The 22,482-nt window shown below is 73.9% G+C and carries 17 protein-coding genes; 7 read left to right on the top strand and 10 right to left on the bottom strand.

What is annotated here, in order from left to right; translation table 11 throughout:
• Window positions 1-190: 190 nt before the first annotated feature.
• Genes SNOUR_RS10650 through SNOUR_RS10660 form a run of 3 tightly spaced genes read right to left on the bottom strand, consistent with a single transcriptional unit; the run spans window position 191 to window position 4,066 of the window.
• Complete coding sequence (locus SNOUR_RS10650) at window positions 191-2,581, bottom strand: xanthine dehydrogenase family protein molybdopterin-binding subunit (RefSeq protein WP_067345998.1); 2,391 nt, start codon at window positions 2,579-2,581, stop codon at window positions 191-193.
• A 4-nt stretch (window positions 2,582-2,585) separates the two neighbouring features.
• The gene (locus SNOUR_RS10655) at window positions 2,586-3,173 is read right to left on the bottom strand and encodes a (2Fe-2S)-binding protein (protein WP_067346000.1); all 588 of its coding nucleotides are present in this window, start codon (window positions 3,171-3,173) and stop codon (window positions 2,586-2,588) included.
• Window positions 3,173-4,066, bottom strand: a complete 894-nt coding sequence (locus SNOUR_RS10660) for an FAD binding domain-containing protein (RefSeq protein WP_039631690.1) — start codon at window positions 4,064-4,066, stop codon at window positions 3,173-3,175. The genes SNOUR_RS10655 and SNOUR_RS10660 overlap by 1 nt, the downstream gene beginning before the upstream one ends.
• Before the next feature lie 262 nt (window positions 4,067-4,328).
• Between SNOUR_RS10660 and SNOUR_RS10665 the strand changes: the two genes are divergently transcribed.
• The 3 genes from SNOUR_RS10665 to SNOUR_RS10675 all read left to right on the top strand — a co-directional run bounded on the left by SNOUR_RS10665 (window position 4,329) and on the right by SNOUR_RS10675 (window position 8,454).
• Complete coding sequence (locus tag SNOUR_RS10665; RefSeq protein WP_067346001.1) at window positions 4,329-6,050, top strand: PucR family transcriptional regulator; 1,722 nt, start codon at window positions 4,329-4,331, stop codon at window positions 6,048-6,050.
• A 357-nt stretch (window positions 6,051-6,407) separates the two neighbouring features.
• Window positions 6,408-7,247 (top strand): hypothetical protein, encoded by an 840-nt coding sequence (locus SNOUR_RS10670; RefSeq protein WP_067358084.1) that lies wholly within the window; start codon window positions 6,408-6,410, stop codon window positions 7,245-7,247.
• A gap of 340 nt (window positions 7,248-7,587) precedes the next feature.
• Window positions 7,588-8,454, top strand: coding sequence for a hypothetical protein (locus tag SNOUR_RS10675; RefSeq protein ID WP_067346003.1), 867 nt, complete (start codon window positions 7,588-7,590; stop codon window positions 8,452-8,454).
• A gap of 23 nt (window positions 8,455-8,477) precedes the next feature.
• Here the strand turns inward: SNOUR_RS10675 and SNOUR_RS10680 are convergent, their stop codons facing one another.
• A complete protein-coding gene (locus tag SNOUR_RS10680) occupies window positions 8,478-9,179 on the bottom strand; it encodes a GntR family transcriptional regulator (RefSeq protein ID WP_067346005.1) in 702 nt (233 codons plus the stop codon).
• A gap of 233 nt (window positions 9,180-9,412) precedes the next feature.
• Between SNOUR_RS10680 and SNOUR_RS10685 the strand changes: the two genes are divergently transcribed.
• Together SNOUR_RS10685 and SNOUR_RS10690 are read left to right on the top strand one after the other, a co-directional pair.
• A complete protein-coding gene (locus tag SNOUR_RS10685; protein ID WP_067346007.1) occupies window positions 9,413-10,261 on the top strand; it encodes a (2Fe-2S)-binding protein in 849 nt (282 codons plus the stop codon).
• A gap of 212 nt (window positions 10,262-10,473) precedes the next feature.
• Window positions 10,474-11,571: a DUF2637 domain-containing protein gene (locus SNOUR_RS10690; protein WP_067346009.1), complete on the top strand. Its 1,098-nt coding sequence runs from the start codon at window positions 10,474-10,476 to the stop codon at window positions 11,569-11,571.
• Between the two features lie 40 nt (window positions 11,572-11,611).
• Here the strand turns inward: SNOUR_RS10690 and SNOUR_RS10695 are convergent, their stop codons facing one another.
• Complete coding sequence (locus SNOUR_RS10695) at window positions 11,612-11,998, bottom strand: ATP-binding protein (protein WP_174717861.1); 387 nt, start codon at window positions 11,996-11,998, stop codon at window positions 11,612-11,614.
• A gap of 355 nt (window positions 11,999-12,353) precedes the next feature.
• Here SNOUR_RS10695 and SNOUR_RS10700 point away from each other — a divergent pair, with 355 nt between their 5' ends.
• Entirely contained in the window at window positions 12,354-15,506 is a 3,153-nt protein-coding gene (locus tag SNOUR_RS10700; protein ID WP_067346012.1) for an alpha-mannosidase, read from the top strand.
• A gap of 60 nt (window positions 15,507-15,566) precedes the next feature.
• On the opposite strand, the gene SNOUR_RS10705 is transcribed toward SNOUR_RS10700, so the two are convergent.
• Both SNOUR_RS10705 and SNOUR_RS10710 read right to left on the bottom strand, forming a co-directional pair.
• Window positions 15,567-17,309 carry a pyruvate dehydrogenase gene (locus tag SNOUR_RS10705; protein WP_067346014.1) on the bottom strand — a complete coding sequence of 581 codons (1,743 nt, stop codon included), beginning with the start codon at window positions 17,307-17,309 and terminating at the stop codon, window positions 15,567-15,569.
• A gap of 176 nt (window positions 17,310-17,485) precedes the next feature.
• Window positions 17,486-18,760 (bottom strand): protein phosphatase 2C domain-containing protein, encoded by a 1,275-nt coding sequence (locus SNOUR_RS10710; protein WP_067358090.1) that lies wholly within the window; start codon window positions 18,758-18,760, stop codon window positions 17,486-17,488.
• Window positions 18,761-18,946: 186 nt separating this feature from the next.
• On the opposite strand from SNOUR_RS10710, the gene SNOUR_RS10715 reads away from it, so the two are divergent.
• Window positions 18,947-19,429, top strand: coding sequence for a DUF456 domain-containing protein (locus SNOUR_RS10715; protein WP_067346016.1), 483 nt, complete (start codon window positions 18,947-18,949; stop codon window positions 19,427-19,429).
• A 62-nt stretch (window positions 19,430-19,491) separates the two neighbouring features.
• Here the strand turns inward: SNOUR_RS10715 and rsgA are convergent, their stop codons facing one another.
• The 3 genes from rsgA to SNOUR_RS10730 form a co-directional block, all read right to left on the bottom strand.
• On the bottom strand, window positions 19,492-20,640 hold the full coding sequence (gene rsgA / locus SNOUR_RS10720) for a ribosome small subunit-dependent GTPase A (protein WP_067346017.1): 1,149 nt from the start codon (window positions 20,638-20,640) through the stop codon (window positions 19,492-19,494).
• A 412-nt stretch (window positions 20,641-21,052) separates the two neighbouring features.
• On the bottom strand, window positions 21,053-21,481 hold the full coding sequence (locus SNOUR_RS10725; RefSeq protein WP_067346019.1) for a hypothetical protein: 429 nt from the start codon (window positions 21,479-21,481) through the stop codon (window positions 21,053-21,055).
• A gap of 265 nt (window positions 21,482-21,746) precedes the next feature.
• Complete coding sequence (locus SNOUR_RS10730) at window positions 21,747-22,436, bottom strand: response regulator transcription factor (protein ID WP_067346021.1); 690 nt, start codon at window positions 22,434-22,436, stop codon at window positions 21,747-21,749.
• Between the last annotated feature and the right edge of the window lie 46 nt (window positions 22,437-22,482).

Consider the following 22,482-nt stretch of genomic DNA (forward strand, 5'->3'; position numbering starts at 1 on the left):
GACCCGGGGGACGGCCCGAGACGAACGTGGTACTGCCTGCGTCGAGTTGGAGCAGGTCAGCCTGGGGATGGTGCGGATGGTGCGGGGAGACTCCGGGCGGTGCGCGAAGGAGGACGGACAGGGACACCCCTTGCCGCGCACCGCCCGGAGGATCGGGGGCCTGGGGAGGCGGCCCCCAGGCGGTGCTCCGTTACGAACCCGTCAGGTGCTCGGGCCGTACCGGGGTCTTGTTGAGCTCCAGCCCGGTCGCGTTCCGGATCGCCGCGAGGACGGCCGGGGTGGACGACAGGGTGGGGGCCTCGCCGATGCCGCGCAGCCCGTAGGGGGCGTGCTGGTCGGCGAGTTCGAGCACATCGACCGGGATGGTCGGGGTGTCGAGGATGGTGGGGATCAGGTAGTCCGTGAAGGAGGGGTTGCGCACCTTCGCGGTCTTGGGATCGACGATGATCTCCTCCATCACCGCCACACCCAGGCCCTGGGTGGTGCCGCCCTGGATCTGGCCGATGACGGAGAGCGGGTTGAGCGCCTTGCCGACGTCCTGGGCGCAGGCCAGCTCGATGACCTTGACCAGGCCCAGCTCGGTGTCCACCTCGACGACCGCGCGGTGCGCGGCGAAGGAGTACTGGACGTGGCCGTTGCCCTGACCGGTCGTCAGGTCGAATGCCTCGGTGGGCCGGTGGCGCCACTCCTCCTCCAGCTCGACCACCTCGTCCTCCAGCACGTCGACGATGTCCGCGAGGACCTCGCCGCCGTCGGTGACGACCTTGCCGCCCTCCAGCAGGAGTTCGGCGGTCGCCCACGCCGGGTGGTACGTGCCCATCTTGCGGCGGCCGATCTCCAGGACCTTCTCGCGCACCAGCTCGCAGGCGTTCTTGACGGCGCCGCCGGTGACGTACGTCTGACGCGACGCGGACGTCGAACCGGCCGAGCCCACCTGGGTGTCGGCGGGGTGGATCGTCACCTGGTGGACGCCGAGCTCGGTGCGGGCGATCTGCGCGTGGACGGTGACGCCGCCCTGGCCGACCTCCGCCATGGCCGTGTGCACGGTGGCGACGGGCTCGCCGGCGATGACCTCCATGCGCACCTTGGCGGTGGAGTAGTCGTCGAAGCCCTCGGAGAAGCCGACGTTCTTGATGCCGACCGCGTAGCCGACACCGCGCACGACGCCCTCGCCGTGCGTGGTGTTGGACAGACCGCCGGGCAGCTGACGGACGTCGGCGCCCTCGCTGGACTCCCACTGACGCTCGGGCGGCAGCGGCATCGCCTTGATGCGGCGCAGCAGTTCGGCGACCGGGGCCGGGGAGTCGACCGGCTGGCCGGTCGGCATGATCGTGCCCTGTTCCATGGCGTTGAGCCGGCGGAACTCCACCCGGTCCATGCCCAGTTTGTCGGCCAGCTTGTCCATCTGCGCCTCGTACGCGAAGCACGCCTGGACCGCGCCGAAGCCGCGCATGGCGCCGCAGGGCGGGTTGTTGCTGTAGAGCGCGATGGCCTCGATGTCGACGTCGTCGATGACGTACGGGCCGACGGAGAGGGAGGAGGCGTTGCCGACGACCGCCGGGGAGGCCGACGCATAGGCGCCGCCGTCCAGGACGATCTTGCACTTCATGTGCGTGAGCTTGCCGTCCTTGGTGGCGCCGTGCTCGTAGTAGAGCTTCGCCGGGTGGCGGTGGACGTGGCCGAAGAACGACTCGAACCGGTTGTAGACGATCTTGACGGGCTTGCCGGTGCGCAGCGCCAGAAGGCAGGCGTGGATCTGCATCGACAGGTCCTCGCGGCCGCCGAACGCGCCGCCGACGCCGGAGAGCGTCATCCGCACCTTGTCCTCGGGCAGGCCGAGGACCGGGGCGATCTGCTTGAGGTCGGAGTGCAGCCACTGGGTGGCGACGTAGAGGTCGACACCGCCGTCCTCGGACGGCACGGCGAGGCCGGACTCCGGGCCGAGGAACGCCTGGTCCTGCATGCCGAAGGTGTACTCGCCCTCGACGATGACGTCGGCCCGCTCGCGGGCCTCGGCCACGTTGCCGCGGATGATCGGCTGGCGGTGCACGATGTTCGGGTGCGGGACGTGCCCGCTGTGGTGGTCGTCGCGGTTCTCGTGGACGAGGACGGCGTCGGGAGCGGTCGCGGACGCCTCGTCCGTGATGACCGGCAGCTCCTTGTACTCGACCTTGATCTTCGCGGCGGCGCGGCGCGCGGTCTCCGGGTGGTCGGCGGCGACCAGGGCGACGGGCTCACCGTGGTGGCGGACCTTGCCGTGGGCCAGGACCGGGGTGTCCTGGATCTCCAGGCCGTAGTTCTTGACCTCGGTCGGCAGGTCCTCGTAGGTGAGGACCGCGTAGACGCCGGAGGTCGCGAGCGCCTCGCTGGTGTCGATCGAGACGATCTCGGCGTGCGCGACGGTGGAGCGCAGGATCTGGCCCCACAGCATGTCCTCGTGCCACATGTCGGACGAGTACGCGAACTCGCCGGTGACCTTCAGGATGCCGTCGGGACGGAGCGTGGACTCGCCGATGCCGCCCTTGGTCTGCGACCCCTGCGTGACCTTGGACGGAATACCGGTGGTGCGTGTGTCTGCCATGGCGTCAGACCCCCTCGGGCTCGGACTGGCGGGCCGCGGCGAGGCGCACCGCGTCCATGATCTTCTCGTAGCCGGTGCAGCGGCACAGGTTGCCCGACAGCGCCTCGCGGATGTCCGCGTCGCTCGGGTTCGGGTTGCGCTCCAGGAGCTCGTCGGAGGCGACCAGCAGACCCGGCGTGCAGAAGCCGCACTGCACCGCGCCGGCGTCGATGAACGCCTGCTGGATCGGGGCGAGTTCGGTGCCCTCGCCGGTCTGCGAGTCGGTGCCCTTGGCGGACCAGCCCTGGGCCTCCTGCAGGGAGGTGCCGCAGGCGTCGCCCTCGTGGCCGCCGCAGGAGCGGTTCTTGGCGAAGTCGGCGAGCCCCTCGACGGTGACGACCTCGCGGCCCTCGACCTGTCCCGCGGCCACCAGACACGAACACACCGGCACGCCGTCGAGGCGGACGGTGCACGAACCGCACTCGCCCTGCTCGCAGGCGTTCTTGGAACCGGGAAGGCCCATCCGCTCGCGCAGCACGTACAGCAGGGACTCGCCCTCCCACACGTCGTCGGCTTCCTGCTTACGGCCGTTGACCGTGAAATTGACGCGCATTACGCGACTCCCTCCGTGCGGGCGGACTGGCCGCGGTAGGACTCCCAGGCCCAGCCGAGCGTGCGGCGGGCCATGATGCCGACCGCGTGACGGCGGTACGAGGCGGTGCCGCGCACGTCGTCGATGGGGTTGCAGGCGGCGGAGCACAGGTCCGCGAACTGCTTGGCGACCGACGGGGTGATGATCTTGCCGTTCTCCCAGAACCCGCCCTCTTCGAGCGCGGCGGCGAGGAAAGCCTCGGCCTCCTTCGCCCGCACGGGGGTGGGTGCGGCCGAACCGATGCCGGTGCGGACCGTGCGGGTCTCGGGGTGCAGCGCGATACCGAAGGCGCACACCGCGATGACCATGGCGTTGCGGGTGCCGACCTTGGAGAACTGCTGCGGGCCGTCGGCCTTGGGCAGGTGCACCGCGCGGATCAGCTCGTCCGCCTGGAGGGCGTTCCGCTTCACGCCGAGGTAGAACTCGTCGATCGGGATCATCCGCACACCGCGGGCGGCCGACTCGACCTCGACCTCGCAGCCGGAGGAGAGCAGCGCCGGGTGCGCGTCACCGGCCGGGGAGGCGGTGCCGAGGTTGCCGCCGACGCCGCCGCGGTTGCGGATCTGCGGGGAGGCCACGGTGTGCGAGGCCAGGGCCAGTCCCGGCAGCTCGCCCCGCAGGTTCTCCATGATCTTGGTGTACGGGACGGAGGCGCCCAGGCGTACGGTCTTCTCCCCGACCTCCCACTCCCCCAGGTCACCGATCCGGTTCAGGTCGAGCAGGTACTCCGGGCGGCGGTGGTCGAAGTTGATCTCGACCATCACGTCCGTACCGCCCGCGATGGGTACAGCGGTAGGGTGCTCTGCCTTGGCGGCGAGCGCCTCCTCCCAGCTGGCGGGGCGAAGGAAGTCCATGGTTGGCCTCTTCTACGAAATCGGGTCGTTCGCTGCACATGGTCGGGACCTTCGGACCCTGTCGCCATGCTGCCGTTCATGTCTTGTTAACGCGGTTGGGCTTAGTGAACGCGCCCGGCACCCACCCGGTGCAGTCACTGAAACCATGAAGCGGTTGGCTGGCCACGCCGCCCGTCTTGTAGATTCGAACGAAAGACGAGGGATCAAAACCTCGCGGCATTCCACCGGCAACACGAGACAGCACAGAACGGCGGGCGAGGTCATGCGGCTCCGCGCACTCCTGGACACACACTCTCTGGGCCTGAAGCTCCTCGGGGGCGAGGATGAGCTGGACCGTACCGTCCGTGGCGTGATGACCACCGACCTGCGGGATCCCAGTCGCTACCTCTCGGGCGGCGAGTTGGTCCTCACCGGCCTGGCCTGGCGCCGGGAACCGGAGGACTCCGAGCGGTTCGTCCGCATCCTGGCCGGCGCGGGCGTCGCCGGGCTGGCGGCCGGCGAGGCCGAGCTGGGCGCCATCCCCGACGACCTCGTCCAGGCGTGCGCCCGGCACCGGCTGCCGCTGTTCGCGGTCGACGAGAAGGTCTCCTTCGCCTCGATCACCGAGCACGTCGTCCGGCAGGTCTCCAGTGAACGGGCCGGCGACCTGGCCGCCGTGGTGGACCGGCACCGGCGGCTGATGACCTCCGGGCCGGCCGGCGGCGGCCCCGAGGTGGTCCTGGACCTGCTCGGCTCCGACCTGGACCTGCGGGCCTGGGTGCTCTCCCCCACCGGCCGGCAGATCGCCGGCTCCTCGCTGGCCGGCGCCGGGCCGGAGCTGCCCGCGGAGCTGGGCGCCCGCCTGGCCGGCGAGCACCTGGCCGCCGCCCGGAGCGGCCGCCGCGGCCCGCACCGGATCACCATCGAAGGGGGCGGCGCGCAGCGCCTCGATGAGGGGCGGGGGCCGGGCGACGGGTGGGCCGGGGCCACCTACTCGCTCTTCCCGATCCGCCACGAGGGCCGCGACCTGCGGCAGACGCTGCTCAGCGACTGGCTGCTGGCGGTCGAGGCGGACGCCGGCGACTGGTCCGAGGAGCGCCTGGACCTGCTGCACGGCGTCACCCAGCTGATCGCCGTCGAACGGGACCGCCGGGACGCCGCCCGCACGGTCCGCCGCCGGCTCGCGCAGGAGGTCCTGGAGCTGGTCCAGACCGGCGCCCCGCCGGCCGAGATCGCCGCCCGGTTGCGGGTGGCCGCCCCGGTCCTGCTGCCCGGTCTGGGGGCCGCCCCGCACTGGCAGATCGTGGTGGCCCGGGTCGAGTGGGAGGGCGGCGACGTCCCCGGCGGCCCGGTGGCGCAGAGCCTGCTGGAGGAGGTGCTGGTCGATCCCGGCACGTTCGGCCCCGAGCCCTCGGACCGGATCGCGGTGGCGCACACCGGCGACGAGGCGGTGGCGCTGGTGCCGCTGCCGGCCGTCCCGGAGGACTCCACCGACACCGCCACCACGGACGGCCTGCACGCCGACCACCTGCTGCGCGCCATCCATGAGCCGCTCGGCCGCGGCCTGGACGGCGACGGTCGGCTCACCATCGGCGTCAGCGCCTCCGTCCACTCGGCCGAGGGACTGCGCGGCGCCCTGGAGGAGGCCCGGCACGCCCGCCGGGTCGCCGCCGCCCGCCCCGGCCGGGTCTGCGCCGCCGGCCACGAGGAGCTGGCCTCGCACGTGCTGCTGCTGCCGTTCGTCCCCGACGACGTGCGCCGGGCCTTCACCGCGCGGCTGTTGGACCCGCTGCGGGACTACGACCGCCGCCACCGGGCCGAGCTGATCCCCACCCTGGAGGCGTTCCTCGACTGCGACGGCTCCTGGACGCGCTGCGCCACCCGCCTCCACCTGCACGTCAACACCCTGCGCTACCGGGTGGGCCGGATCGAGCAGCTGACGGGCCGTGACCTCTCGCGCCTGGAGGACAAGCTGGACTTCTTCCTGGCCCTGCGGATGAGCTGACGGCTTGTCAGGCGGGCGATGTCGGGCGGGTCGGCGCGGAGCGCGCACCGACCCGCCCGGCGTGTACCGCGCCACCGTCACCCCGCCTCCTCCGGGGTTCCCCCGATCGGGCGGCATCGCGTCAACACCGTTGCCGCGCCGGGCGAACGCTCCGCCCCGCGACGCCGCCAAACCACCGCGTATCGGCCACCATGACCGCCCCGCGCGATTGTGAAATCTTTCACCCACCCCCTTGGCCCGACGACGGGATTCGTGCTGAGATGCGCCCACAGCATCCTGTGTTCCCGCTCAATGGCGCTCGGGGAGGGCACTGTGGCGGATACCGCCATGTCCGGATCCGCGGATCCCGCGGATTCCATGAGGTCCGCGGATCAGGCACCGGTCCCGGCACCACGACCGGGAATCCCACCGGCGGCGACCGGCCCGGCGGGGGACGACCCCCTGGACCGCGCCGTGTGGCGACTGCGCTCCCGAGGCTGCTGGGCCGACGCGGCCGCCCTCCTGGAACCCCGCGCGGCCCGACAGGCACCCGCCGCGCTGCGCCGCGCCGCGCTCCTGGTGGAACGCTGCATGTTCACCGCCACCGGCTGGGCCGAGGCCGAGGACGCGCTGCGCACCGCGGAGGCCCTGGCCGGCGACGACGAGGAGCGCGGCGGAGCGGCCTGCGAACGCGGCCAACTCGCCTACACCTCAACGGTGTTGGGCATCCGCGACCGGGCCGACGAGGCGCGGTCGGCGCTGGGCCGGGCCGCCGCGCTGCTCGCCCCGAGTGCGGCCGGCCGCCCGCTGCTGGACTTCCGCCGCGGCCTGATGGCCGAGCACATCGCCGACAGCCCGGACGCCGCCCGCGCCGCCTACCGCCGCGCACACGCCGGCGCCACCGCCCAGGGCGATGCGTTACTGCTCTCCTTCACCTGGCGTCACCTGGCCGGACTCGCCCTGCGCGACGGGGAGTTGGCGGAGGCCCGGCACGGCTTCGCGGAGTCCCTGCGGATCCGCGAGGAGCTGGGTTTCCTGGTCGGCACCGCACCGGCACTGGCGGCCCTGGCCGATGCCGCACCGGAGGACGAGGCGGTCCGCCTGCGCACCGAGGCCGCCCGCCTGTTCCGCCTCATGGGCGGCGTCCCCACCTGGCTCGCGCACCAGCTCCCCCCGGCCCCTCCGGAGCAGCCGGAGCAGCCGACCGACGCGGCCTAGGGTCTGTCCGACCCCGACCCCGACCCATCGGGCAGGGCAGGCCCTGGGTTCCCCGCGCCCGGGAGCGGCCCCGGCGGGCGCGTCCCGGTCGTCAACCCCCCGACCTCGGCCATGCCGCGCGCCGCGCCGATTGGCCGGATCCGTACCCCCGCCGGCGGCGGATCGGCCGGGCCGAGGGGGCTGGCGGCGGGTACCCGGTCGCCGACCGGTCGGTAGCGCCACGCACCACCTGCCCCGAGAATGGCCACAAGTCGCACTGCGACCGGACGGCGCGGCCTGGATGCTGGTCCGGGACCAGCTCCGTTTGGCAAAGCCTGTCAGGAGGCGCACCGTGGCAGGAGTGACCCACACCAGCACCGGAATCGACTGGGGCAAGGCGCATTTCGAGTCGATCTACAACTGCCCTGATCCGCGCCGGTACTTCAGCACGCTGCAACCCCTCGCCTACCAGATCCCGCACCACGGCCAGGCGATCTTCCGCGCGCTGGCCGACGCCCTGCAACAGCACCGCGGCGGACGTCGGCCGCTCCGCGTCGTGGACCTGTGCTGCTCCTACGGGGTCAACGCGGCACTGCTCAACCACCGGGTGACCCTCGACGACCTCTACCACCGCTACGCCGACGCCGGGCCCGACGCCCCGCAGGGCGACCGCCTGGCCCAGGAGGACCGGCCCTTCTACGCCGCCCTGCGGCGGCCCGGAGCCGCCCGGATCATCGGCATCGACGCGGCGGAACGCGCGGTCGGCTACGCCGTGGCGGCCGGCCTGCTCGACCAGGGCTTCGCGGCGAACCTGGAGGCCGACGCGCCCGCCCCGGAGCTGTGCCGGGCGCTGGAGGGCACCGACCTGATCACCGTCACCGGCGGTGTCGGCTACATCACCGCGCGCACCTTCGCCCGGCTCTTCGACTGCATCACCGCGCCGCCCTGGGTCGCCGCGTTCGTGCTGCGCACGGTGTCGTACCGGCCGGTCTCCGCGCTGCTGGCCCGGGCCGGGCTGGTGACCGAGCGACTCACCACACGGTCGTTCCGGCAGCGGCAGTTCGCCGACGAGGCCGAGCGACGGGCCGCCCTGGACGCGCTGGCGACCCGCGGACTGACCGTCGGCGGCAAGGAGGCCGACGGCTTCTACCACGCCGAGCTGTACGTCTCCCGGCCCGCCGCCGATGTCGCGGCGCTGCCGCTGGCGGAGCTGCTGCCGGCCCTCTGAGCCCGCGCCGCGCCCCCGCCGCCTCAGTACGGGTGCCGGGCCGCCGACAGGTGCTCGCGGGCGATCCGCTCGATCACCGCGTACTCCTGGGCGATCAGCGCGTCGAGCAGCGCGGTGTGCTCGGAGGCGTCGGCCAGCAGCTCGGCCGTGCGGAGCCGGGCACCGCCGCCGGCCGACCACTGTGCACGGCGCAGCAGGTCGCCGGTGACCTGGGTGAGTCGGCGGTTCCCGGTGAGCGCCATCAGGCCCTGATGGAAGGCGTGGTCGGCGTCGGCGTACCCGGCCCGGTCGCCCCGGGCCGCGGCGGCCACCCCGTCCTCGGCCAGCGGGCGGAGCTTCTCCCAGCGATCGGGCGGCACCGCCCTGGCCAGTCGGAGGATCGCGGGCACCTCCAGCATGGTGCGGACCTCGGCGAGCTCGGCGAGATCGCGGGAGCTGCGCTCGCTGACCCGGAAGCCGCGGTTGGGCACGACCTCGACTGCGCCCTCCGTGGCGAGCTGCTGCATGGCCTCGCGGACCGGGGTCGCGGAGACGCCGTAGCGCTCGGCGAGGGCCGGCGCGGAGTAGACCTCGCCGGGGAGCAGTTCGCCGGCGGCCAGCGCCTGGCGCAGGGCGTCCAGGACCTGGCCGCGCACCGAGTGCCGGCGCGGCCGGGGCAGCAGGGGGCCGGACCCGGGCGCCCGCACCCGGGCCTCCGGCTGCGGCTCCGCTGTGCCCTGCTCCATGGCGTTCCTCCTGCTGGCGTGCTGGGTCCGGGCGGACGACGGGCGTCCGGCGATCGGGGCTCGGGCCCGTCGCCGCCCCGCGTCGTCCGCCGGGCGGACGTACCGGGCGCCGGGCGAGGGGCCATAGCACCATAAGCGCCCGAAGTACCGGTTCACACCTCAGCGGGCACGGGTAGAGATTTCGGATAAGGTAAGCCTTACCTGCCAACGATCTCGATTCGGTGGTCCCCCGCATGCCTCCTGCCGCTGCTGCCGCGCCCGTCGCCCCCGCCGCCCACCCCGCCGCGGACGCCTACGCCCGGCTCGCCGAGGTCTTCCCGGACCTGCAGGTGACGCTCTGGGGCGCCACGCCCCCCGAGGGGGACGACTGGCTGGACGCGTCCGCCCTGTTCACGGACGGGCCGGTGCTGGACGGCTTCCTCGCCGACGAGGCGGCCCGGATCACCCGGGACTACGGGCGGGCCGCCCGGCCCGACGTGGTCGCCGGCTTCGCGCTGCACCGCTACGCCTGGCCGGCCTGTCTGCTGATCACCGTCCCGTGGTTCCTGCACCGCCGGGTGCCGCACCTCGCCGCGGGAGACGTCCGCTTCCACCGCGAGCTACGCCGGATGGCGGTACGCGCAGGCTCTTTCGGGTGCCTTCCGGACGACCCGGCGGCGGCCCTGCCCGGCGCCCGGGTGGTGCCGGACGAGGAGGCGCTGCGCGCCGAGGTCCGCGGCGCGGTCGCCGACCACCTGCGGCCGATCCTGGACGGCTTCCGCTCCCGGATGCGGCGCGGCCCCCGCGCGGCCTGGGGCATGGCGTCCGACGAGATCGTCGAGGGGCTCTGGTACATCGGGCACCTGCTGGGCGAGGAGCGGCGCGCGGCGGCGGAGCTGGCGCGGCTGCTGCCGGGCTCGACCGCGCCGTACGCGGCCGGCGCCGGGTTCCGCGAGCTGACCGGGCCGGACGGCACCGCCCTGCCCACCCGGGACCGGGCCAGCTGCTGCATGTACTACACGCTGCGCCCCGAGGACACCTGCGTCACCTGCCCGCGCACCTGCGACGCGGAGCGCATCAGCCGCCTCACCGCAACCTCCTGACGCGGCCGCCACCCGCACCGGCGGTCGCGTCTCGTACACAACCGCCGGTCACTGCACGGCAGTTCGAGCCCGGAACGGCTCAACTGCCCACCCCGCTACCCCTTGGCGTTCTCTTGCTCCGAAACCCCGTGCGGGCGTGACGGGTTCCGTCAGGATGGCGCGCGCACTCGCGAATCCGCGAACGTGCCGCAACCTGAACAAGGGATTCCGGGATGAAAATGACTGATATATCGCTGAATTGGCTGATTCCGTCGATTCTGCTGCTCGCCGGGGTCATGACCACCGCCGTCCTCCTGCTGCGCGGCAGACGAGCGGGCCGGCCGGCCGGCGCCGACGACTCCTGGGAGCGCAGCGAGGAACGTCGCCGCCGCAAAGAGGCCGTCTTCGCCTCCGCCTCCTACGTGCTGCTGTTCTGCTGTGCCGCGGTCGCCGCGGCGCTGTCCTTCCACGGCCTGGTCGGCTTCGGCGTGCAGAACCTCGGCCTCTCCGGGGGCTGGGAGTACCTGGTGCCGTTCGGACTCGACGGCGCCGCGATGTTCTGCTCCGTCCTGGCGGTGCGCGAGGCCAGTCACGGAGACGCGGCGCTCGGCTCCCGGATGCTGGTGTGGACGTTCGCCGGCGCGGCCGCGTGGTTCAACTGGGTGCACGCGCCCCGCGGGTTGGCCCATGCGGGCGCCCCGCAGTTCTTCGCCGGGATGTCGCTGTCGGCGGCGGTCCTCTTCGACCGGGCGCTGAAGCAGACCCGCCGGGCGGCGCTGCGCGAGCAGGGCCTGGTGCCCCGCCCGCTGCCGCAGATCCGGATCGTGCGCTGGCTGCGCGCGCCCCGCGAGACCTTCGCGGCCTGGTCGCTGATGCTGCTGGAAGGCGTCCGGACGCTGGACGAGGCGGTCGAAGAGGTCCGCGAGGACAAGCGGGAGAAGGCCCGAAGCCGCCTCCGCAGGCGGGAGCAGGGCAAGCTCGACCGGGCCCGGATCAAGGCCCTCAACCGGCAGCACCGTTCCTGGGGACGGGGCGGCGGACGCCAGGTCGCCGTCACGGTGAGCCCGCCGGCGGTGTCCGCGGCACCCACCGCGGAGCCCGTTCCGTCGGCCGGGCCGGACGCCGCCGGACCGGTCGATGCGGCGCCGCTGCGCCACGGCGACCCGGCCAAGCGCCCCCGGCCGGCCCTGAAGGCCGTGGCCGGCGCCGAGCCCGACGCGCCCGGCCGGCGCGGCACCGTCGACCTCACCGCCGAGGACGACACCCAGACGATCCCCCGGCTGGACTCCCTGGAGGAGAAACTCGCCGAGATCGAAAGGCAGTTCGGCTGAACGGTGGCGGACCGCGCCGACCCTCACCCCCGGCTTCGCGTCAGGCCGGTCCGCCGCCCAGTTCGAACCACACGCACTTGCCGACCCGCTCGGGCCGGATGCCCCACGCGTCGGCCAGGGCCCGGACCAGCATCAGCCCCCGCCCCGACGTCCCGTCGACCGACGGCGCACGCGGCTCCGGACACCTCTCCGCGAAGTCCCGCACCTCGACCCGCAGCCGGTCGGTGACCCACGCCGTCACCACCGCCCCGCCCTCGGTGTGCAGCAGGGCATTGGTCACCAACTCGCTGGTCAGCAGCGCCGCCAGCTCCGGATCCGCCGGTGCTCCGCCGTCCGGCGGCGCCCAGCGGCCGAGTAACTCCCGCAACTCCCGGCGCACCTCGCCGACCGCTTTCAGATCGGCCTGCCGCACCTTGCGCTCCAGCATCCTCGGCGCCCGCACCGCGACCGGCCCGCCCCCGTGCCCGCCGTCCGCTCGCTGCCTTCTGTTCCGTTCCTCGCACCGCACAGGCTGACGCATGCTCTCCCCCGCCCCCAACGAACCATCGGCGCTCCACCTCGAACAGCCTCACGGTCAGCATTCCCACCGGGCCCGCCCCCATGCTTCCGCTTGTCGTCGGCGGGCGTCCGCCCCGCGCGGCGGCCCGGCGGGCGGTCAGCGGCGACCCGCCGGCACGGGCCCCGGCGGGCCGAGGTGGGTATACGTTCCGCGACCGCCCGGAGCGAGCCGGTCCGCGGGCCGGCCCCGGGCCCGCGTGCCGTACGAGCGTGAGGAGCCCGCTGTGCACGACGACCGACTGCTGGTGGAGGGGCGCCTCGCGCGGGCGCTCGGGCAGCACATCCGGCCCGCGCAGTACCCGGCCCGGGTCCCGCTGCGGCTGGAGGTGTGGCACGTGCCCGGAGCGGAGGGAACCCGTCCGGCCGCGGAGGCGCTGTCGGCCGACTACGAGCCGTTCGCGGTCGGGGACGCCTGGGGACCGCCGTGGTCGACGAGTTGGTTCCGGCTGACCGGCGAGGTGCCCGCGGAGTGGGCCGGGCGCCGGGTGGAGGCCGTCCTCGACCCGGGCTTCACCGACGACGGGCCGGGCTTCCAGGCGGAGGGCCTGGTCCACGACGCGGCCGGCGTGCCCCTCAAGGGCATCCACCCGCGCAACCGGTACGTCCCCGTCGCGGCCCCGGCACGCGGCGGCGAACAGGTCAGGCTGCTGCTGGAGGCCGCCGCCAACCCCACCGTCCTGCGGGACTTCCGCCCCACCGACCTCGGCGACATCCACACCGCCCCGCGCCGGCCGCTCCACCGCTTCGCCGCCGCCGACCTCGCGGTGCTCGACGAGACGGTCTGGCAGCTGATCCTCGACATCGAGGTGCTCTCGGAGCTGATGCACGAACTGCCGGTCGACCGGCCGCGCCGGCACGGCATCCTGCGGGCGCTGGAGAACATGCTGGACGCGCTCGACCTGCACGACGTCGGCGGCACGGCGGCCGCGGCCCGGGCAGAACTGGAGGACGTCCTGCACCGCCCGGCCGCCGCCAGCGCGCACCGCGTCTCGGCCACCGGGCACGCCCACATCGACTCCGCCTGGCTGTGGCCACTGCGCGAGACGGTGCGCAAGGCCGCCCGCACCTTCGCCAACGTCACCCAACTCGTCACCGCATACCCGGAGTTGGTTTTCGCCTGCTCGCAGGCGCAGCAGTACGCCTGGGTGCGGGAGCACCAGCCGCACATCTGGAGCCGCATCAAGGAGGCGGTGCGGAAGGGGAACTGGGCCCCGGTCGGCTCGATGTGGGTGGAGTCCGACGCCAACATGCCCGGCGGCGAGGCCCTGGCACGGCAGCTGGTGCACGGCAAACGGTTCTTCCTGGACGAGCTGGGCGTGGAGACCGAGGAGATCTGGCTGCCCGACTCCTTCGGCTACACCGGCGCCTTCCCGCAGCTGGCACGGCTGGCCGGGGCGAAGTGGTTCCTCACCCAGAAGCTGTCCTGGAACCAGACCGACCGGATGCCGCACCACACCTTCTGGTGGGAGGGCATCGACGGGACCCGGATCTTCACCCACTTCCCGCCCGTCGACACCTACAACTCCCAGCTGCACGGCGGCGAACTCGCCCACGCCGAACGGAACTTCGCCGAGCAGGGCCGAGCCACGCGCTCGTTGGTGCCGTTCGGCTGGGGCGACGGCGGCGGCGGTCCGACCCGGGAGATGCTGGAGCGGGCCCGCCGACTGCGCTCCCTGGAGGGTTCCCCGCGGGTGACGGTCGAGCCGCCGGCCCGCTTCTTCGAGGCCGCGCACGAGGAGTACGGGGCAGCGGCCCCGGTGTGGTCCGGTGAGCTCTACCTCCAGTTCCACCGCGGCACCTACACCTCGCAGGCCAGGACCAAACAGGGCAACCGGCGCAGCGAACACCTGTTGCGGGAGGCCGAGTTGTGGGCCGCGACCGCGGCCGTCCGCACCGCCGGTGCGACCGACGGCGCCGCGTACCGGTATCCGTACGAGGCCCTGGACCGGCTCTGGAAGACCGTGCTGCTGCACCAGTTCCACGACATCCTGCCCGGCTCGTCGATCGCCTGGGTCCACCGCGAGGCCCGCGACACCTACGCGGCGGTGGCGGCCGAACTGACCGCACTGACCGAGGAGGCCCTCGCCGCGCTCGCGGCCGGGGCGGCGCCCGGCCGCGCGGTCTTCAACGCCTCGCCCTACGACCGCCACGAGATCGTCGCACTGCCCGCCGGCGAGGAGCACACCGGCGACGACGGCCCGGCCGCGGTCGCCGTCCACGTCCCCGCCCTCGGCTCCGCCCCGCTCCCCCGGCCCGGGTCCGGGTCAGGACCGGTCCCGGTGCGCGCCACCGCCGAGGCCCACCACCTCACCCTCGACAACGGGCGGCTGCGGGTCCGCATCGACGCCGACGGCCTGCTGGCCTCCGTGCGCGATCTGACCGCCGGCCGGGAGGTGCTGGCGCCCGGCGCCCGCGGCAACCTCCTCCAGCTGCACCCCGACCACCCCAACCAGTACGACGCCTGGGACCTCGACCGGCACTACCGCAACCGGCACACCGACCTCACCGCCGCCGACGCCGTCGAACTCGTCGCCGCCGGACCGCTCTTTGCCACCGTGCGGGTCACCCGCACCTTCGGCGACTCCCACCTCACCCAGGACCTGACCCTGCACGCCGGCTCGCGCCGCCTGGACATCACCACCGACATCGACTGGCACGAGTCGGAGAAGGTCCTCAAGGCGGCGTTCCCGCTGGACGTGCACGCCGAACGGTCCACCGCCGAGATCCAGTTCGGCCATGTGCACCGCCCCACCCACGCCAACACCAGCTGGGACGCGGCCCGTTTCGAGATCTGCGCCCACCGCTGGCTCCGGGTCGCCGAACCCGGCTACGGCGTCGCCCTCCTCAACGACTCCACCTACGGCCACGACGTCACCCGCGCACCCCACGAGGACGGCCTCGGCACGACCGTGCGGCTCACCCTGCTGCGCGCCCCGCACAGCCCGGACCCGGAGACCGACCAGGGCAGCCACCGCTTCCGCTACGCGCTGCTGCCCGGCGCCGGGACCGGTGACGCCGTCGCCGGCGGCCTGGCCCTCAACCTCCCGCTGCGCACCGCCCCGGCCCCCGCTCCCCGGTACCGCGCCCCGCTGGTCCGGGTCGACCACCCGGCCCTGACCGTCGAGTCGGTCAAGCTCGCCGACGACCGCAGCGGCGACGTCGTCGTCCGGCTCTACGAGTCCCGCGGCAGCCGTGCCACCGGCACCCTCACCCCCGGCTTCCCCCTCGCCCACGCCACCGTCACCGACCTGCTGGAACGCCCCCTGCGGGACGAGGAGGAGGGCCCGACCTCGGAGCTGACGCTCACCCTGCGCCCGTTCGAGATCCGCACCCTGCGGCTCCGGCCGCAGTACCCGTCCGCCGCGCCGCCGGCCTGACGACCCGTCGGCCCGCCCCGCCCGTCGGGCCCGCCCCACCGCGCCCCCGGTCCCCCGGCCTCACACCCGCGGGATGTTCCGCAGGTTGGAGCGGGCCATCTGCACCATCCGCCCGACCCCGCCGTCCAGCACGATCTTCCCGGCGGAGAGCGCGAAGCCGGAGACCATCTCCGCGCTGATCTTCGGCGGGATGGACAGCGCGTTGGGGTCGGTGACGACGTCGACCAGCGCCGGCCCCTCGTGCCGGAAGGCGTCGCGCAGCGCCCCGCGCAGCTGCTTGGGCTTCTCCACCCGCACGCCGTACGCGCCGGCCGCGCGGGCGATGGCGGAGAAGTCGGGATTGTGGTTGGTGGTGCCGTACGCCGGCAGCCCCGACACCATCATCTCCAACTCCACCATCCCGAGCGAGGAGTTGTCGAAGAGCACCACCTTCACCGGCAGGTCGTACTGGACCAGGGTGAGGAAGTCGCCCATCAGCATCGAGAAGCCGCCGTCGCCCGACATCGAGACGATCTGCCGGCCGCGGTCCACGAACTGGGCGCCGATCGCCTGCGGCAGCGCGTTGGCCATCGAGCCGTGGCTGAACGAACCGATCACCCGCCGGCGCCCGTTGGGCGTGAGGTAGCGGGCCGCCCAGACGTTGCACATGCCGGTGTCGACGGTGAAGACCGCATCGTCGGCGGCCTCCTCGTCGAGCACCGAGGCGACGTACTCGGGGTGGATCGGGACGTGCTTCTCCACCTTGCGGGTGTACGCCTTGACCACCCCCTCCAGCGCGTCCGCGTGCTTCTTCAGCATCCGGTCCAGGAACTTGCGGCCGCTCTTCTCGCGCACCCTGGGGGTGAGGCACCGCAGCGTCTCCCGGACGTCGCCCCAGACGGCGAGGTCCAGTTTGGTGCGCCGCCCCAGGTGCTCGGGCCGCACGTCCACCTGGACGATCCGGACGTCGTCGGGCAGGAAGGCGCTGTACGGGAAGTCCGTGCCGAGCAGGATCAGCAGATCGCACTCGTGGGTGGCCTCGTAGGCCGCGCCGTATCCGAGCAGCCCGCTCATCCCGACGTCGTACGGGTTGTCGTACTGGATCCACTCCTTGCCGCGCAGTGCGTGGCCCACCGGCGACTTCACCCGCTCCGCGAACTCCATCACCTCGGCGTGCGCCCCCGCCGTACCGCTGCCGCAGAACAGCGTGACCTTGTCGGCCGCGTCGACCATCCGGGCCAGCGCGTCGATCTCCTCGTCCCCGGGGCGGACCGAGGGCCGGCTGGTGACCAGGGCGTGCTCGAAGGCGCGCTCGGGCGCCGGTTCGGCGGCGATGTCACCGGGCAGCGAGACCACCGCGACGCCGCTGCGCCCCACGGCGTGCTGGATCGCGGTCTGCAGCACCCGCGGCATCTGCCGGGTGCTGGAGATCAGCTCGCTGTAGTGGCTGCACTCGGAGAACAGCCGGTCCGGATGCGTCTCCTGGAAGTAGCTGGTACCGATCTCGCTGGAGGGGATGTGCGAGGCCAGCGCCAGGACCGGGGCCATGGACCGGTGCGCGTCGTACAGCCCGTTGATCAGGTGCAGATTGCCGGGCCCGCAGGAGCCCGCGCAGGCCGCCAGCCGCCCGGTGAGCTGCGCCTCGGCGCCGGCGGCGAAGGCGGCGGTCTCCTCGTGCCGGACCTGGATCCAGTCGATCGCGGAATTGCGGCGGATGGCGTCCACCACCGGGTTGAGGCTGTCCCCGACGACCCCGTAGAGCCGCCGGACACCGGCCCGCACCAGGATGTCGATGAACTGCTCGGCTACGGTCTGCTTGGCCACCGGGGGAGCCTCCTTGCACACGACGAACGGGCCGAGGGGCATGCATGCCGACGGGCCGGCGGACCGCCGCGCGCACGGCCGCGGGAACCGTGGCCGCCTGCCGGCTCCCTCCCATCAACCCACGGGGCGAAGCACTCCGCCTCCGGGGGCCGACGCGAGGGGGGCGGTACGTCCCGTCACGACTCCCAGACGCCCACCGCCGTGCGGTCCTTGGCGTCGCCCGCGCCCCGGGGCTGGACGGCGGCCAGGAACCCCGCCAGGTCGGGCGGCGCGGGAGCGGACCACGCGGCGGCGAGCCGGGCGGCGAAGTCCGGGTCGCCGCTGAGCGGTTCCGCCAGGCCGGTGCCGCACAGCAGCAGCACGTCCCCCGGCCGGCCCGGCACGGCGCGGAAGCGGAACGGCGCCGTGGGGGGCCCGGCGTCGGCGGGCTCCAGATCCTCCCAGCCGCCGTGGCGGAGCCGGAACAGCCCGCCCCCGCCGACGGCGAAGAACACCCGGGTACGGCACTGCGGGTCGGCGGGCAACAACAGGCAGCGCAGCGCCGCCGGGTGTGCGCCGGCCGGCATCCCGAGCTCCGCCGCCCGGCCGCGCAGTGCGCCGAATCCGCGGTCCGTGAGGCGCTGCAACCCCGCCCGGAGCGCGTCGCGCCGGCCGGCGCGGAGGTCCTGCGCCAACCGGGTGGCGTTGCGGTCGACGGCGCCGCCGGCCCAGGCACAGGCGGCGCGGGCCGCGCGGTGCGCGACCGCTCCGGTGGTGGAGCGCCCGGTGGCGACGGCTACCAGGAACAGCGCGTTGCGGCCCGCCCCGAACCGGGCGGTGAGGTACGCCTCGCCGCGGACGTCGCCCCGGCGGTGGACGTCCGCGCCGCGCTGCGAGACGGCACGGACGGCGACCGGCCCGAACCGGGCGCCGTCCAGGACCGTGTCCGGCACCGGATCGGCGAGGGCGTCCGGCTCGGCCTCGGGGAACGCGGGGGTGTCGGGCGCCCGGACGGCGGGCGCGGGGGCCGCGGCCCCGTCGAGCGGCCCGGCGGCCCGCGGCGCCGACCGGCCGGGCGGCTCCCAGGGGCGCGGCTCCCACGAACTCGGCTCCCACGGCCGCGGCTCGAACGACCGCAGGGTCAACTCCCCGGGCCCGGGCGCCGCGGGTCCGGGTCCCCCGGACGCGGGGTGCTCGGGCGCGGGGCGGCCGGCCGGGTCCCGCGCGGTCCCGGGCAGGGGTGCGCCGGTAGCGCCGCCGCCTGGGCCCTGGCCCTGGCCCATCGTCCGCAGCACCGACTCGATCCGTTCGTCGAGGGTGTCGGAGGCGTCGGTGCCGCCGGCGGAGGTGCCGGCCGGCGGCCCCGTGCCGCTGCCCTCGCCGTCCTCACCTCCCGCCCCGGAGCCCTCGCCGTACAGCTCCCGCCACCACCAGTCGTCCTCCCTGCCGCGGCCCGCCCCCTGCTGCTCCATGGGCCGCATTGTCCCGTCGTGCACCCCACCGGGACAGGGCGCGAAAAGGGCACTCCGGGAAGCGCGTCCGGCCCCCTTCCGGCAGGCTTGGGCCATGCGGGCCGCAACAGAGCGCAGCGTTCGAGCCGTCGCCGGGCGTGCGCCGCTCAGGGCACGCCCGCGCGCCGGCGCCGCCGGGGCCGCGGCGTGAATGCCTGGCAGCTGACCGGCGTCGGGCTGGTCCTGCTGTTCGGCGTCTTCGGGGTGCTGGTCCCCGGTATCCCCGGGCCGCTGGTCGTCTGGGCGGGGCTGCTGTGGTGGGCGACGGCCGAGCGGTCCGCCCTGGCGTGGTCGGTGCTGATGGCCGGCACCGCCGTCCTGCTGGTCAACCAGGTGCTCAAGTGGCTGCTCCCGGCCCGCAACGTGCGCGAGGCGGGCGCGCCCTACCGCACGCTGGTGCTCGCGGGCGTGGCCGGTATCGCGGGGTTCTTCGTGGTCCCCGTCGTCGGCTGCCCGCTGGGCGCACTCGGCGGCCTCTACGCCCTCGAACGCGTCCGGCTCGGCAGCCACGGCGACGCCTGGGCCTCCACCCGTACGGTGCTGCGCGCCGTCGGCCTGAGCGTCCTGGTCGAACTGTTCGCCTGTCTGCTGGTGGTGGGCACCTGGATGGGGGCCGTCCTCGCCGGGTGAAGGCGGCGAGGGGCGGTGGAGCGCGCCGGTCGCTTCCCGACGCCACCGCCCCTCGCGGGGTGCTAGCGGCCGGTCCCCCACCCGGTCCCCTGGCCCCGCTTCCGTTCCATCATGTGGCGGCCCAGGGCCTGCTTCTGCTTCCAGTCGCGCCGGATCTCCGCGCGCAGTCGGGCGTCCGTCTTGGCCACGATGCGCTGGTTCTCGCGCCGCAGCTTGCGGTAGCTCTCCAGCCGACGCGGCGCCAACTCGCCCGATTCCACGGCGGATCGGACCGCGCAACCGGGTTCGACCTCGTGCGCGCAGTCGTGGAACCGGCACCGCTCGGCCAGTTCCTCGACGTCCGAGAACGTCCGGGACAGTCCGGCCTCCGCGTCCCACATCCCGACGCCGCGGAGCCCCGGGGTGTCGATCAGCACGCCGCCCCCGGGCAGCACCAGCAGATCGCGGGTCGTGGTGGTGTGCCGCCCCTTGCCGTCCTGGTCGCGGACCGCCCGCACGTCCTGCACGTCCGCGCCGAAGAGCGCGTTGGCCAGGGTGGACTTGCCGGCACCGGACCGCCCCAGGAGGACGGACGTGGTGCCGGCGAACAGGGCGGACAGCCCGTCGAGGCCGTCCCCGGTGGCCGCGCTGACCGCCCGTACCTGCACGCCGGGCGCGGCGAGCTGCGCGTCCGCGACGAGGTGCCCCAGCGTGGCCGGGTCCGTCACCAGGTCCGCCTTGGTGAGGAGCACCAGCGGCTGCGCCCCGCTCTCCCACACCAGGGAGACGAACCGCTCGACGCGGTCGAGGTCCAGCGCCTCGGCCAGGGACACCGCGACCACCGCGTACTCGACGTTGGCCGCGAGGACCTGCCCCTCGGAACGCTTCGACGAGGCGGAGCGCAGGACGGCCGTGCGGCGCGGCAGCAACGCCCGCACCACGCCGTCGAGATGGTCGCCGACCCGGCCGTTCTCCAGGTCGAGCACGGCCCAGTCGCCGGTGCAGGGCACCCGCGTCGGGTCGCCGGTGGCCACCAGTGCGGTGTCGGCCAGGACGGTGCGGACACCGTCGCCGTCCGGCACCACGGCGTCCACCCGGCCGCGGTCGACGCGGGCCACGCGGCCGGGCACGAACCCCTGCCCGGCGAAGGGGGTGAAGAGCTCCGCGAATCCGTCGTCCCAGCCGTAGTCGGCGGTCAGCGGATGCGTGGCGGAGAGAGGAAGAGCGAACAACGGGATGGCCTTTCGACAAGGCACGGTCCCGGCTGGGCGCGCTGGCGCACGCGCCGGGTGGGTCCGGCGCGCGGGAAGAGCGCGGAGAACGAGAGAGGTCGGGTCAGCCGAGGACCGCGGAGGTGAATGCGATGCTGATCTGCTGGTTGCGGGCCATGCCCGTGGCAGTGACAGTCATCAGTTGCCACCTCCCTGTCCGGTGCGGTTCCTCGACACGATGCGTTCGGCGGCGCGGCGATGGCGCCGACGCCGGGTCAGACCGTAGAGCAGCCGCACCCCGTCGCGCCAACGGTTTTCCCACCGCCCGCACCGGATCCCGCCCCCGAGCGGGAGCCGACCCTCATCCGGTGGGGCATGACCCGGGGCCCATACGGGCGCGCCGGGTCGGCCCTGTCGGCCTTCGTGCGGGGCGTCAGTGCACGGTCACGGTGACGGTGGAGGAGTGCGTCTTGCCGTGGGCCACGCGGAGCTTCTCCTTGCCCTTCTTGCCGAGCTTGACCTTGACGCTGTAGTGGCCGCCGTGCTTGGTCTTGGTACTGGCGTGCAGCGTGGTCCACTTGCCCTTGTTCAGGTGCTGCACGGTGAGCTTGCTGTCGGTCGGTATGCCCTTGGTCCGGCCGCTGAGGGTGACCGACTCACCGGCCTTGACGGACTTCGCGCTCGCCTTGACGTCGATCTTCTCGTGCGACGTGGCGGCGGCAGCGGCAACGGCGTGGGAGTGCAGGTCCGGTACCGCGCTCGGCGCGGCGACCGCGGTACCCGCCCCGCCGGCCAGCAGCGCCGCGCAGGCGAGGCCGATGGTGGTGGTACGCCAGCGGTACGTCTTCTTGGTGGTCCCCATGGATTTCACCTCACCTGGGTGCACGGGTCCGTCGGCGCGCCCGGATTCCGGTTCCCCGGGCTCCGGTTCGGCTGGTGCCGGTTCCCCCGGGTCACCGGTCACCGGTCACCGATGCTCCGGCGCTCCGGTCCACCCGTGTTCCGCCGGCCGGTGTCCCGGCGTCCTGTACGCCGGCGGCCCGCGTGCTCCCCGCCAGTATGCGAAGCGGACCATGAGGTGACCGTGTGCGGCGGATGTGAGTCCTCACATGGCGCCGTGCGGCGCCTCAACCACTGGTCACGGGGGTCGGGATGAGCAACCGGTAGCCGGCGCCGCGGACCGTCTCCAGATGGGACGCCTGGCCCGCCCGGTCGATCTTGCGGCGCAGATAGGCCACGTACTGGTCGACGACGTTGGACACCCCGTCGCAGGGGAAGTCCCAGACGTGCTCCAGGATCAGGGTCCGGGTCAGCACCTCGCCGGGGTGCCGCAGGAACAGCTCCAGCAGGGCGAACTCCTTCGGCGACAGGCGGAGTTCGGCCCCCGCGCGCCAGACGCGGCGGGTGGCCGGGTCCAGCCGGAGGTCGCCCACCGCCATCTGGGGCGGTCGGGCGTGCGCCCCGCGGCGGGACAGGGCCCGCAGCCGGGCGTACAACTCCGCGAAGCTGAAGGGCTTGGCCAGGTAGTCGTCGGCGCCCGCGTCCAGGCCCCGGACCCGGTCGCAGACCTCGTGGCGGGCGCTCAGTACCAGGACCGGCGGCCAGCAACCGGCGGCGCGCAGCCGGCGGCACACCTCGAAGCCGTCGAAACCCCGCAGCAGGACGTCCAGGACGATCAGGTCGTACGTCACCTCGCGGGCCCGCCAGACGGCTTCCGGGCCGGTCATCGCCAGGTCGACGACATAGCCCTCCTCGGCGAGGCCGCGGCGCAGCAGAGCCGCCGTGCGGGGCTCGCCGTCGACCACCAGGACGCGCATCCCTCCACGGTAGAAGTTCTCCGGACGGACGACATATGGTGCGCCG

Origin of the sequence: Streptomyces noursei ATCC 11455 (genome assembly GCF_001704275.1) — a bacterium.
GTDB lineage: Bacteria > Actinomycetota > Actinomycetes > Streptomycetales > Streptomycetaceae > Streptomyces > Streptomyces noursei.

What these genes read in the sequence shown, in the direction of transcription:
- SNOUR_RS10650 (WP_067345998.1), bottom strand. Translation starts at nt 2,581, where the DNA reads ATGGCAGACACACGCACCACCGGTATTCCGTCCAAGGTCACGCAGGGG.
- SNOUR_RS10655 (WP_067346000.1), bottom strand. Translation starts at nt 3,173, where the DNA reads ATGCGCGTCAATTTCACGGTCAACGGCCGTAAGCAGGAAGCCGACGAC.
- SNOUR_RS10660 (WP_039631690.1), bottom strand. Translation starts at nt 4,066, where the DNA reads ATGGACTTCCTTCGCCCCGCCAGCTGGGAGGAGGCGCTCGCCGCCAAG.
- SNOUR_RS10665 (WP_067346001.1), top strand. Translation starts at nt 4,329, where the DNA reads ATGCGGCTCCGCGCACTCCTGGACACACACTCTCTGGGCCTGAAGCTC.
- SNOUR_RS10670 (WP_067358084.1), top strand. Translation starts at nt 6,408, where the DNA reads ATGAGGTCCGCGGATCAGGCACCGGTCCCGGCACCACGACCGGGAATC.
- SNOUR_RS10680 (WP_067346005.1), bottom strand. Translation starts at nt 9,179, where the DNA reads ATGGAGCAGGGCACAGCGGAGCCGCAGCCGGAGGCCCGGGTGCGGGCG.
- SNOUR_RS10685 (WP_067346007.1), top strand. Translation starts at nt 9,413, where the DNA reads ATGCCTCCTGCCGCTGCTGCCGCGCCCGTCGCCCCCGCCGCCCACCCC.
- SNOUR_RS10690 (WP_067346009.1), top strand. Translation starts at nt 10,474, where the DNA reads ATGAAAATGACTGATATATCGCTGAATTGGCTGATTCCGTCGATTCTG.
- SNOUR_RS10695 (WP_174717861.1), bottom strand. Translation starts at nt 11,998, where the DNA reads ATGCTGGAGCGCAAGGTGCGGCAGGCCGATCTGAAAGCGGTCGGCGAG.
- SNOUR_RS10710 (WP_067358090.1), bottom strand. Translation starts at nt 18,760, where the DNA reads ATGGAGCAGCAGGGGGCGGGCCGCGGCAGGGAGGACGACTGGTGGTGG.
- SNOUR_RS10725 (WP_067346019.1), bottom strand. Translation starts at nt 21,481, where the DNA reads ATGGGGACCACCAAGAAGACGTACCGCTGGCGTACCACCACCATCGGC.
- SNOUR_RS10730 (WP_067346021.1), bottom strand. Translation starts at nt 22,436, where the DNA reads ATGCGCGTCCTGGTGGTCGACGGCGAGCCCCGCACGGCGGCTCTGCTG.